This is a genomic window from Streptomyces sp. KR55 (assembly GCF_052245645.1).
Lineage (GTDB): Bacteria > Actinomycetota > Actinomycetes > Streptomycetales > Streptomycetaceae > Streptomyces > Streptomyces flavusporus.
The window spans coordinates 1-11,754 of sequence record NZ_JBQQCE010000308.1 but is presented as its reverse complement, the minus strand read 5'-3'; the positions used below and the strand labels follow the sequence as shown (position 1 = coordinate 11,754).

Annotated in this window: 10 protein-coding genes and 1 pseudogene; 3 read left to right on the top strand and 8 right to left on the bottom strand. The window is 70.1% G+C overall.

What is annotated here, in order from left to right; all coding sequences use genetic code 11:
• The 3 genes from ACTWQJ_RS34530 to lepA all read right to left on the bottom strand — a co-directional run.
• A partial coding sequence (locus ACTWQJ_RS34530) for an ATP-binding protein (RefSeq protein ID WP_443310410.1) occupies nucleotides 1-1,386 on the bottom strand: 1,386 nt, incomplete at its 3' end.
• A 203-nt stretch (nucleotides 1,387-1,589) separates the two neighbouring features.
• Nucleotides 1,590-3,464: an AMP-dependent synthetase/ligase gene (locus tag ACTWQJ_RS34525; protein ID WP_443310409.1), complete on the bottom strand. Its 1,875-nt coding sequence runs from the start codon at nucleotides 3,462-3,464 to the stop codon at nucleotides 1,590-1,592.
• Nucleotides 3,465-3,730: 266 nt separating this feature from the next.
• Nucleotides 3,731-5,599 (bottom strand): translation elongation factor 4, encoded by a 1,869-nt coding sequence (gene lepA / locus ACTWQJ_RS34520; RefSeq protein WP_443310408.1) that lies wholly within the window; start codon nucleotides 5,597-5,599, stop codon nucleotides 3,731-3,733.
• A gap of 228 nt (nucleotides 5,600-5,827) precedes the next feature.
• On the opposite strand from lepA, the gene rpsT reads away from it, so the two are divergent.
• Entirely contained in the window at nucleotides 5,828-6,094 is a 267-nt protein-coding gene (rpsT, locus tag ACTWQJ_RS34515; protein WP_009188551.1) for a 30S ribosomal protein S20, read from the top strand.
• Between the two features lie 207 nt (nucleotides 6,095-6,301).
• Here the strand turns inward: rpsT and ACTWQJ_RS34510 are convergent, their stop codons facing one another.
• The 5 genes and pseudogenes from ACTWQJ_RS34510 to ACTWQJ_RS34490 form a co-directional block, all read right to left on the bottom strand.
• The gene (locus tag ACTWQJ_RS34510; protein ID WP_385513782.1) at nucleotides 6,302-6,697 is read right to left on the bottom strand and encodes a nuclear transport factor 2 family protein; all 396 of its coding nucleotides are present in this window, start codon (nucleotides 6,695-6,697) and stop codon (nucleotides 6,302-6,304) included.
• Between the two features lie 128 nt (nucleotides 6,698-6,825).
• Nucleotides 6,826-7,815: a DNA polymerase III subunit delta gene (gene holA / locus ACTWQJ_RS34505; protein WP_206307040.1), complete on the bottom strand. Its 990-nt coding sequence runs from the start codon at nucleotides 7,813-7,815 to the stop codon at nucleotides 6,826-6,828.
• Nucleotides 7,816-7,965: 150 nt separating this feature from the next.
• Nucleotides 7,966-8,211: a hypothetical protein gene (locus ACTWQJ_RS34500; RefSeq protein WP_224740161.1), complete on the bottom strand. Its 246-nt coding sequence runs from the start codon at nucleotides 8,209-8,211 to the stop codon at nucleotides 7,966-7,968.
• A 43-nt stretch (nucleotides 8,212-8,254) separates the two neighbouring features.
• A complete protein-coding gene (locus tag ACTWQJ_RS34495; RefSeq protein WP_443310407.1) occupies nucleotides 8,255-9,103 on the bottom strand; it encodes an arylamine N-acetyltransferase family protein in 849 nt (282 codons plus the stop codon).
• A 4-nt stretch (nucleotides 9,104-9,107) separates the two neighbouring features.
• A pseudogene (locus ACTWQJ_RS34490) lies at nucleotides 9,108-9,320 on the bottom strand (ComEC/Rec2 family competence protein); the annotation flags it as partial.
• Nucleotides 9,321-9,371: 51 nt separating this feature from the next.
• Here ACTWQJ_RS34490 and ACTWQJ_RS34485 point away from each other — a divergent pair.
• On the top strand, nucleotides 9,372-11,057 hold the full coding sequence (locus ACTWQJ_RS34485; RefSeq protein ID WP_443310406.1) for a recombinase family protein: 1,686 nt from the start codon (nucleotides 9,372-9,374) through the stop codon (nucleotides 11,055-11,057).
• Between the two features lie 135 nt (nucleotides 11,058-11,192).
• Nucleotides 11,193-11,642, top strand: coding sequence for a hypothetical protein (locus tag ACTWQJ_RS34480; protein ID WP_443310405.1), 450 nt, complete (start codon nucleotides 11,193-11,195; stop codon nucleotides 11,640-11,642).
• The last annotated feature ends 112 nt before the right edge of the window (nucleotides 11,643-11,754 follow it).

Genomic DNA, 11,754 nt, shown 5'->3' with positions numbered 1-11,754 from the left:
TCCGCCCTTGTCGCAGGGCTCGTAGACGAGGGCACTGCGCACGCTGGGGATCTCGGCGACGGCGCCGGGCAGCAGTCCGCGCTGGAGCACGGCACTGATGGTGGCCTGCCGGGCGTACTGCCGGGCCGCGCCGATGGCGAGCGCCACGCGGCGGCTGAGGTCCTCGACGAGGCCGGTGATCTCGTCCGGGAACCGCGCGACGCCGACCCGCCCGATGACGAGCGTGCCGAGCGGCCGCCCACCGGCGACCAGCCGATACGCCAGGGCGGCCCCCTCGGCTCCGCGGCCTTCCTCGCCGGCCTGCGCACCTCCCGCGCCGGACGCCGCCGCGTCACCGGATACGACGTCCCGCCCGCCGGGCGCACGGCTGTCGGCCTGCGCCCCGCGCACGCCCTCCATGTCGGGCGCCTCACCAGCACCATCCGCCCCGCGGACCCCGAACCCCTCTCCAGGCCACGGATAAGCCACCGGCCCCGCCGATAACCCGTCCGACGGAAGCGGCGGTTCCTGCTCCAGGCACCGGCGGAGTTCCTCGATGCGTTCCTCGCTGCTGTGCCAGACCCGGGCCAGCCGCGGCCCGGGCGCCCCGGTGCCGTCGCCCCAGCCACCCCGGCCGCCCAGCGCCTCGTCCTCCAGCCACACCGCGCACCAGTCGGCCAGCCGCGGCACGATCAGCTGGCCGGTGAGCGCGGCGACGAGGTCCTCGTCGAGCTGTCCGGCGAGCAGGTCGGAGGCCTCGGCGAGGAAGGACAGCGCGCCCCGGCCCAGCCAGTCCCGGTCCCGCTCGGACCGATGGGGCTCGGGCGCGAGGAGCTCGGCGCCCAGGAAGCCGGCGCGCTCGGCGGCGTACGCCTCGGCGTCCGCGCTCCCCTCGGCCGGCACGCGCGCCCACACCGTCTTGGCACCCCGGCGATAGGTGACGCCCCAGGCCTCGGACAGCGCGGAGACGAGGCGCAGCCCACGGCCGTACTCCGCCGCCTCGTACGCCGCTTCGCTCTCTCCGTCGCGCGGCGCACGCGAGGGGTGGTGGTCGCAGACCTCCACGACGACGGCGCCCGACTCGGGCTGCAGGCAGCAGGCCAGCTCGACGTCGGTGCCGGCGTGCACGACGGCGTTGGTGACGAGCTCGCTGACGACGACCATGGCGTCATGGGCCAGCCGGTCGGTCAGCCGGTCCGCGCCGGGCAGGCCGAGGCCCGCCCACTGCTGGAACACCACCCGCAGCAGACCGCGCGCGGCGCCCGGCGCGAGCGGGCCGCCGTGCAGGGTGGCGCGCATCCGTGCGGCGTCCTGCGGCCCACCCTCGTACACCGACGGGTCAAAGGCGTGCGCAGGCACATCAGAGGCAAGGGAAACGGTCTCCCGCTGCGCCGGAATGGCCCCCATCTACAGCTCCCCGAGCAGTTCGGACGAATACGCCTCGATCGTTGCCGACAGGGTGACAGATGGGGCACGCCCATAAGCGTGGAGTCATCGAAGTGGGCCGCCATGGGCGAGAACCGTGCTACGGGCGTGTTCGAAGCCTGACAGAAGCCGGACAGATTCGAGCACTCGCAGAACGGACCCGACACTGCTCGGGGATCCGGCCGCTATGCCTCCCGCGTCCCGGCGTACATCTCGTCCAGCAGGTGCTGGTACTCCCGCTCGACAACCGGCCGCTTCAGCTTCAGGCTCGGCGTGATCTCGCCGTGCTCCACATCCAGGTCCCGCGGCAGCAGCCGGAACTTCTTGATCGTCTGCCACCGCTGAAGCCCGGCATTGAGCTGCTGCACGTACCCGTCGATCATCGCGACCGTGGCCGGCGCGGCAACGACCTCGGCGTACGACTTGCCCTCCAGCCCGTTCTCCTTGGCCCACTGCAGGATCGACGGCTCGTCGAGCGCGATCAGCGCACTGCAGAAGTTCCGGTCCGCACCGTGCACGAGGATGTTGGAGACGTACGGACACACCGCCTTGAACGACCCCTCGATCTCGGTCGGCGCGACGTACTTGCCGCCCGAGGTCTTGAACAGGTCCTTCTTCCGGTCGGTGATCCGCAGATAGCCGTCGGGCGACAGCTCGCCGATGTCACCGGTGTGGAACCAGCCGTCGGCCTCCAGCACCTCGGCGGTCTTCTCGGGCAGCCCGTGGTAGCCCTCCATGATTCCGGGCCCGCGCAGCAGGATCTCGCCGTCCTCCGCGATGCGAACCTCCGTGCCGGGCAGCGGCTTGCCGACCGTGCCCGTCCGGTAGGCCTCACCGGGGTTGACGAAGGACGCCGCGGAGGACTCCGTCAGCCCGTAGCCCTCCAGGATGTGGATGCCGGCGCCGGAGAAGAAGAAGCCGATCTCCGGGGCCAGCGCGACCGACCCCGACACACACGCCCGCAGCCGCCCGCCGAAGGCCTCCCGCAGCTTGGAGTAGACGAGCGCGTCGGCGACCTTGTGCTTGGCGCCGAGCCCGAAGGGGACGGACGCGGTGCCGGTGCGGCGGAAGTTGTCCTGGGCGACCTTGGCGTACTCGCGGGCGACACCGGCCGCCCACTGGAAGATCTTGTACTTGGCGGGGCCGCCGGCCCGGGCCTTCGCGGCGACGCCGTTGTAGACCTTCTCGAAGATGCGGGGCACAGCCGCCATGTACGTCGGCTGCACCACCGGCAGATTCTCGATGATCTTGTCGACCCGCCCGTCGACCGCGGTGACGTGCCCGACCTCGATCTGCCCGGAGGTGAGCACCTTGCCGAAGACATGCGCGAGCGGCAGCCACAGGTACTGCACGTCCTCCGCGCTGATCAGCCCGGTCGCGGCGGTCGCCTTCGCCATGTACGACCAGTTGTCGTGCGGGAGGCGGACACCCTTGGGCCGGCCGGTGGTGCCGGAGGTGTAGATCAGGGTGGCCAGCTGGTCCTTGGTGATCGCGCCGACCCGCTCCTTGATCAGGTCGGGGTCCTTCTCGAGCCGGGCCGCTCCCCGGGCCTCCAGGTCGGCGAGGCTGAGCACCCAGTCGCCGGTCTCCACGCCGTCGGCGTCGATGACGACAACATGCGTGAGCTCGGGCAGCTCGGCACGCTTCTCCTGTGCCTTGGCCAGCTGCTCGGCGTTCTCCGCGACGAGGACCCGGCTGCCGGAGTCGGCGAGGATGAACGCGGACTCCTCGGCGTTGGTCTGCGGGTAGATCGTGGTGGTGGCCGCGCCCGCGCACATGATGCCGAGGTCGGCGAGGATCCACTCGAGCCGGGTGGCGGAGGCCAGGGCGACCCGCTGCTGCGGCTGGACGCCCAGCTCGATCAGCCCGGCGGCGATCGCGTAGACCCGCTCGGCGGTCTGTCCCCAGCTCAGCGACTTCCAGTCGTCCGGTCCCTGGCCGGAGGCCGGCGGGACCGGATAGCGGTATGCCTCGGCGTCCGGTGTGGCCGTCACGCGCTCCAGGAAGAGGCCCGCGACGGACGGCGGACGGTTCTCGATCAAAGTCTGTGTGTCGCTCACGACATCCTCCGGGGCCCGCGACAGTGCGGCTGGCTCAGGGCGGCATGCGCCTTCGGTGCGGCAGTTTTCACTCGCGCGCTGTTGTTTAACTCGCGAGTAACTATCGAGCAGGGATCAGGGTAGAGGCCGACCGGCCACTGCGTAAGACTCCGCGCCTTGTCACTTCCTCCAGAAGGACGGCCGTATGCATGCCACAGGGGCCCGCCGTCGGGTACGGCAAGCCCCTGTTGCGCACGATTTGCGAAGTATCCGTTTGTTACCTGCGGTTACTTCTTGCCCTTGGCCGATCCCGCGCTGTCATCGCTGGAGAGCACCGCGATGAAGGCCTCCTGCGGAACCTCCACGGAACCCACCATCTTCATCCGCTTCTTGCCTTCCTTCTGCTTCTCCAGCAGCTTCCGCTTACGGGAGATGTCACCGCCGTAGCACTTGGCGAGGACGTCCTTGCGGATGGCGCGGATGGTTTCGCGGGCGATCACCCGGGAACCGATGGCGGCCTGCACCGGCACCTCGAAGGCCTGCCGCGGGATCAGTTCCTTGAGCTTGGCGACGAGCCGCACGCCGTACGCGTACGCCTGGTCCCGGTGCGTGATGGCGGAGAAGGCGTCCACCTTGTCGCCGTGCAGCAGGATGTCGACCTTGACGAGGCTGGAGGTCTGCTCGCCGGTGGGCTCGTAGTCCAGCGAGGCATACCCGCGAGTCTTGGACTTCAGCTGGTCGAAGAAGTCGAAGACGATCTCGGCCAGCGGCAGGGTGTACCGGATCTCGACCCGGTCCTCGGACAGGTAGTCCATGCCGAGGAGGGTGCCGCGCCGGGTCTGGCACAGCTCCATGATCGAGCCGATGAACTCGGTCGGCGCGAGGATCGTGGCGCGTACGACCGGCTCGTACACCTCGTTGATCTTGCCCTCGGGGAACTCGCTCGGGTTGGTGACGGTGTGCTCGCTGCCGTCCTCCATCACGACCCGGTAGACCACGTTCGGCGCGGTCGCGATCAGGTCGAGGCCGAACTCGCGCTCCAGCCGCTCCCGGATCACGTCGAGGTGCAGCAGGCCCAGGAAGCCGACGCGGAAGCCGAAGCCGAGGGCGGCGGAGGTCTCCGGCTCGTAGACGAGGGCGGCGTCGTTGAGCTGGAGTTTGTCGAGGGCCTCACGCAGCAACGGGTAGTCGGAGCCGTCCAGCGGATACAGGCCGGAGAAGACCATCGGCTTGGGGTCCTTGTAGCCACCGAGCGCCTCCGTGGCGCCCTTGGCCTGGCTGGTGACGGTGTCACCGACCTTGGACTGCCGGACGTCCTTCACACCCGTGATCAGATAACCGACCTCGCCGACGCCGAGCCCGTCCGCCGGGAGCATCTCGGGCGAGCTGACGCCGATCTCCAGCAGCTCGTGCGTCGCGTTCGTGGACATCATCCGGATCCGCTCACGCCTGTTGAGCTGCCCGTCGATGACACGGACGTACGTCACGACACCGCGGTAGGAGTCGTAGACCGAGTCGAAGATCATGGCCCGCGCGGGCGCGTCCGCGACACCGACGGGCGCCGGGATCTCGGCGACCACCTTGTCGAGCAGGGCCTCGACACCGAGGCCGGTCTTGGCGGAGACCTTCAGCACGTCGTCCGGCTCGCACCCGACCAGATTGGCGAGCTCCTCGGCGAACTTCTCCGGCTGCGCGGCCGGCAGGTCGATCTTGTTCAGTACGGGGATGATCGTGAGGTCGTTCTCCATCGCCAGGTACAGGTTGGCGAGGGTCTGCGCCTCGATGCCCTGGGCGGCGTCGACGAGGAGGATGGTCCCCTCGCAGGCGGCGAGCGACCGCGAGACCTCGTACGTGAAGTCGACGTGCCCCGGGGTGTCGATCATGTTGAGGATGTGCGTGTTGCCGGGGTCGTGGGTGGGAGCCCACGGCAGCCGCACCGCCTGGGACTTGATCGTGATGCCGCGCTCGCGCTCGATGTCCATCCGGTCGAGGTACTGAGCACGCATCTGCCGCTGCTCGACCACACCGGTCAGCTGGAGCATCCGGTCGGCGAGCGTGGACTTGCCGTGGTCGATGTGCGCGATGATGCAGAAATTGCGGATCAGAGCCGGGTCGGTACGGCTCGGCTCGGGCACATGGTTAGGGGTCGCGGGCACGCAGGGTCCTGATTCTTGAGGTATCCGCAGGTAACGGTCTCGGGTCGGATCGATACGTAGTCTCCATGGTCCCACGGGCCGGGACCGGCGACCGGTTTGGGCCACCGAGAGGGCCGCTGGTAGCCTGGGTGGCTGTGCCTCATGCCCTCTCAGCGCGAGGCGCACCCCAAGAAAATCACCGGTGCGGGTCCCGTGCGGCCTCGTGCCAGAACCTGAAAAGGCTCATTCGTGGCGAACATCAAGTCCCAGATCAAGCGGATCAAGACCAACGAGAAGGCTCGGCTGCGCAACAAGGCCGTCAAGTCCTCCCTGAAGACCGCGATCCGCAAGGCCCGTGAGGCTGCTGCCGCGGGTGACGTCGAGAAGGCCACCGAGTACCAGCGCGCTGCCGCGCGTCAGCTCGACAAGGCCGTCTCCAAGGGCGTCATCCACAAGAACCAGGCCGCCAACAAGAAGTCGGCGCTGGCTTCCAAGGTCGCTGCCCTCAAGGGCTGAACCTCTCATCTGGTCTGATCGCCGGCAGGACCCAGAGCGGGCCCTCTCTCATCCGCTCCCGACCGGCACCCCGAGTCCGTACGCGGCCTGCGTTCGCCACGCGGGTACGGGCTCACCAGCTTGAACCGGAGGCCCCGGCACCTCGCTCTTCCCCAGAGCGGGCGCCGGGGCCTTCGGTGCGAGCGGGCCGAGCGGGCCGATGCGCGGTCACGACCAGAAGTCGTTGCCCTTGTCGATGTCCGCGACGCACTCGTCGAGATCGCTCATCTTGTCCCCGACGATCCGGAAGACGATCGCTCCGTCCTCGTCGAGGCGCTTGCCCTGGCGCTCCGCCGTGATGTGGTGCACGGCGACCGCGTGGCCCCGGCCGTCGACGAGTACGGTGCGCAGCTCGACCTGCATCGTCCCCGCCGTCTCCTGGAAGAGCCGGCCGTACATGTCGATGACCGCGTCCTGCCCCTTGAAGTCACCCGACAGGGGGTGACTGCCGGGCACATGGTGCGTGCAGTCCGACGTCATCAGCCCTCGCAGGGCGTCCATGTCACCACGCGTGAAGGCCTCGTAGCCCTTGCGGACGAGAGTTGCGTGCGGGTGCTCAGCCATGCCTGATCGCCACCTTCCCCATGTCCGGCGATGTACGGCTGATACGTCCGATTCTCCTCCGTTCACCCCGTCACTGCCGCCAGGGAACGCTGGGAACGCGGGGGAATGCCTGGGAAAACGCCGGGGAACTACGCCCGCCCTCTCGACCGAGCCGCCCGCGCGATCGTCACGACCGCCTTCTCCAGGGCGTACTCGGGATCGTCCCCGCCGCCCTTCACCCCGGCATCGGCCTCGGCAACCGCCCGCAGGGCGACCGCGACCCCGTCCGGCGTCCACCCCCGCATCTGCTGCCGCACCCGGTCGATCTTCCACGGCGGCATACCCAGTTCCCGCGCGAGATCGGCCGGCCGCCCGCCGCGCGCCGAGGACAGTTTCCCGATCGCCCGCACTCCCTGCGCGAGCGCACTCGTGATCAGCACCGGTGCCACTCCGGTCGCCAGCGACCAGCGCAGCGCCTCCAGGGCCTCCGCCGCCCGCCCCTCGACCGCCCGGTCGGCGACCGTGAAGCTCGATGCCTCGGCCCGCCCGGTGTAGTACCGCCCGACCACCGCCTCGTCGATGGTCCCCTCGACGTCCGCGGTCAGCTGGGACACCGCGGACGCCAACTCCCGCAGATCGCTCCCGACGGCGTCGACGAGCGCCTGGCAGGCCTCGGGCGTGGCCGACCGCCCGAGCGCACGGAACTCACTTCTGACGAAGGCCAGCCGGTCCGCCGGCTTCGTCATCCTGGGGCAGGCCACCTCCCGCGCGCCCGCCTTGCGCGCGGCGTCCAGCAGCCCCTTGCCCTTGGCTCCGCCCGCGTGCAGCAGCACGAGGGTGATCTCCTCGGCGGGCGCCCCCAGATACGCCTTCACGTCCTTGATCGTGTCGGCGGACAGGTCCTGCGCATTGCGTACGACGACGACCTTGCGCTCCGCGAAGAGCGACGGGCTGGTCAGCTCCGCGAGCGTGCCGGGCTGCAGCTGGTCCGGCGTCAGGTCACGTACGTCCGTGTCGGCGTCGGCGGCTCTGGCGGCGGCCACCACCTCCTGCACGGCACGGTCGAGCAGGAGGTCCTCCTGGCCCACGGCAAGCGTCACCGGGGCGAGAGGGTCGTCATTCGCAGTCTTCCTGGCCATCGCGACAAGCATCCCACGGGCCACTGACAACGGGGTCCGGGCCAAGGGGGCCACGCCACGGGGTGCCACACGTCGAGGTTGGGTCACGCCAAGGGGTGCCACGTCAAGGGGGCCACGCCAACCGGATCCGCGCCACTCCACCCGGCAGGGCTACGGTTCCTCCCGCCACCCGTCCCACTCCCCCGCGAACTCGTCCAGTTCGCCGGGATCCAGCCGCCCCTCCTCGTCCCGCAGCACGACCAGCCACTGCGCGTCTTCGGCGTCGTCCTCACCGGCCAGCGCGTCCCGCAGCAGCCGCGGCTCCTCGTCCAGCCCGAACCGCTCCCCGAGCGCCTGGGCCACCTCTTCCGCGGCATCGCGGTCCGGCAGCACCAGCACATGTCTCGCATCACTCACGGCAGCCATTTTCCGGCACCGCTCCCGGAATCGAACAAGCAGGTCAGCCCGCCCGGCCGGGGTGCCGCACGGCAGGCACCCGGTCCAGCTCGATCCCGAACCGCTCCCGGTACACCGCGAGCACCTCCTCGTCCCCGGCGAGCTCCCGCTCGTCGCGCTTCCCGTCGGCTGCCGTCACCTTGAGCCGCCGCCCGCTCAGCGTGATCCGCCCGCCGTCCTCCGTGACCCGCGAGCAGACCAGCGACTTCCCGAAATGCGACTCCGGCGACGTGCTGTGCCACCAGGCCCCGGTCACGAAGTCTCCGAGCACCCGCGGCCGCAGATCCAGCCGGTACACGGGCCTGCCGTCCCTGACAACGTCCAGGTCGGCCGCCCCGGCCGCACCCGCAGCGCCCGGGCCGCCCCGTACGCCCGCCGCGTCCGGCCCCGCCTCGACGATCCGGAAGATCCCACCGGGATCCGTCTGTTCGCGGGTCTCCTCGAAGGCCAGCGGATAGTAGAAGTGCGCACCGAACCCGACGTCGGCGAGCCACTCGCCCGCGTCGACCGTCCGCACCCGCAGCGCGAGGTGGTCGTACGGGATCCCGAGCCGCCTCCCCTCCCCGTACACACGTCCCGCCAGCAGCGTCACGTCGTACCCCAGCGCGCCGAGCAGCGCGCCGAACGCCCCGTTCAGTTCGTAGCAGAACCCGCCGCGCCGCGCCCCCACCACCTTGTCCAGCAGCCGCTTCTCCTCCAGCACGATCTCCTCGCCGAGGTGGATCGACAGGTTCTCGAAGGGCACGGTCTGCAGATGGCGCAGATGCAGCTCGCGCAGAACGTCGACGGTGGGCCAGGCCGGGTTTGCGACCCCCAGGCGGCGGAGGTAGGCATCAACCTGTGCGGAGTTCATGCCTTCAGTCTCGCGCCACGCGCAACTCCGCGCCCGCACCGACGACCGCCATCGCCCCGTCCAGATCCGTCCGCAGCACCGCCGCACCCCCGTCCCGCAGCGCAGCGACCGTGCTGGGAGCGGGATGTCCGTAGGCGTTGTCCGCACCGCAGGAGATCAGCGCCAGTCGCGGGGCCGCCCGGCGTATCAGGTCCGGGTCCTGGTAGGCGGAGCCATGGATGTGCCTTGGTTGTAGAGTACGGTTCCTCAGCAGGATCGGGAGGGGACCTTGGCGACGCTGACACCAGTGCAGCAGGCGGCAGTTGACACCGCCACACGAACGGCGCGGGAGTACCTGCGCGTGTCCAAGGGCAAGGGCCGCAGCGCGCGCAGCATCCGCGACCAGCACACCGACAACCTCGAAGCCGAGCAGGAGCACGGGCCCTGGCAGTGGGGCGAGCCGTACCAGGACACCGGGTCCGCCTCGAAGTTCGCCCGCAAGGTCCGCGACGACTTCGAGAAGCTGGTCGCCGACCTCCGCTCCGGCGAGTTCGGGGACCCCGGTGACGTGCTGGTGCTGTGGGAGATCGCCCGCCTTGCCCGCGAGACCGGCCGCGGCGTGGAGATCGTCGACCTGTGCGAGGCCGCCGGCTACCTGGTCCACATCACCAGCCATGAGCGGACGTACAACCCGCGCAACTACAACGACCGGCACGAACTGATCTCCGGCATCGCCGATGCCGAGCGGGAGGCCCGGCGGCTGTCCAAGCGGACCCTGCGCGGCCTGAACTCCGCAGCCCGGGAGGGCCGGCCGCAGGGGCAGGTGTCGTTTGGGTACGCCCGCGACTACGAGGTCATCGACCGCCGGCCCCGGCCCGTCGCGCAGTACCCGCACCCCGAGGAAGGGCGGCTCGTGGCAGAGCTGTTCGTGCGGGTCGCCGGGGTGGAGGACAACCGGTTCGGTCTGGCCGACGACGAGAACGTGCCGCTGCTGTACACCAACACGCCCCGCGAGGACGGCGGTCTCCTGCCGGAGCCGATGTACGCCCTGTCCCGGGAGTGGGAGCAGCGCGGCATCGTCAGCCGGGACCGCACGGTCGACGGCGAGCTGGTGCCCGGGGTCCCGTTCAGTCCGCAGAACCTGCGGTCGATGCTGCTGCGTCCCGCGTACGCCGGGCTGCGCAAGCACAACGGGAAGATCGTGCCGGTGCGGTGGGAGGGTTACACGCCGATCGTCTCTCGCGCGCTGTTCGACCGTGTTCAGAAGGTGCTCGCCGATCCGTCCCGTCGTACGTATACGGGCGAGCACATCCGGCACGTGCTGTCCATGACGATGCGGTGCGGTGTCTGCCGTCTGCCGATGGCCGCCATGCACCGGAACAAGAACCGGAAGAAGGCGTCCCTCGGCTACCAGGGGCACCCCTGCGGGCACGTGTGGGTGGACAAGGAGGAGACGGACCGGATCATCATCGGCGACCTGGACCGCTTCGACCCCGAGACCGGCAAGCGCCTGCCCCCCGAGCTGGGTGTGATCCTGAAGTACCTCGCCGATCCCCTGCGGCATGCGGCACTGCGGCGCCGCCCTGACTCCAGCGCGCAGGAGAAGACCGTCCGGGCAGAGCTGGATCGGCTGACCGGCGAGCTGGAGGAACTGGAGAAGGCGCCGACCCCGAAGACCGCACGGGCCAAGATCCAGCGCACCATGGACATGGAGGAACTGGAGACGCAGATCGCGGCCCTGGACGCGAAGCTGGTAAAGCTGACGACCCCGGCCCCGCTCGCCGCCCTCCTGCCGGATGAGCCCATCACCGACGTCGTCGCCTGGTGGAAGAACACCAGCATCGAGAAGCAGCGCGCGATCGCCGCGGTGCTGCTCACCCCGGCCCTGCTGGGCGAGGTCCGCATCATGCCCGCCCCCGGCAGGAAGCCCACTCCGGTGGCGGAGCGGATCGCCTGGCACCTGGAGGCGGACTGAACAGTGAACCGGCATGCGAGCTGTTCCGCTGCCGCCCGGAGTCATCCTGGCGGCAGCGGAACACCAACGGCTCGCCGGCGCTATCGCCGCCCGCCCCAGCTGCCTGGGCAGCCGTGAGTGCTCAGCCGCGGCGAGATGGCCAGACGCACCACCGATTCGACGGTCACTTCCTCGGCGGGCTTGCTCTCCACCGGAGGCGGGGCCGGTGCTTCCGACGGTTCCGGAGACGGCCCCGGGGCCTGGCCGTCCGGCGGCGGTGTACCGCTGTCGCCGCCGTCGGTGTCGTCCGCCGGTTCTCCGCTCGGCTCGGCTGAAGGTGATTGGCCTGCGGGCGTTGTCTCGCCGACTGGCGCAACAGAGATGGTGGGTAGCGCGCTCGGTGGCCAGGGGGGACGACCCACTCGCATCGGTGAAGCGCTGCTGCTGGGTTCCGTCTCGCTCGCTGTCGGCGACGGACTGCCGGAAGGCGGCGTGCTGTTCGGCGGCTGTGATGGGCCGACGCTGGGTGGCGGATACGTGGGGGGAGCAGCCGTCGTCGGTGCGGAGGACGGCGGCTGGTTGCTGGCGCCGTTGGTCCACGGCTGAACAGTGATCATGGTGACAGTGGCCGCGGTGACAGCAGCCCCGGTGACCGTGCCTATCAACTGGCCGCGGTGGCCGCGCGCAGCTTCGCGCGTAGATTCGACCAGCATGGCCA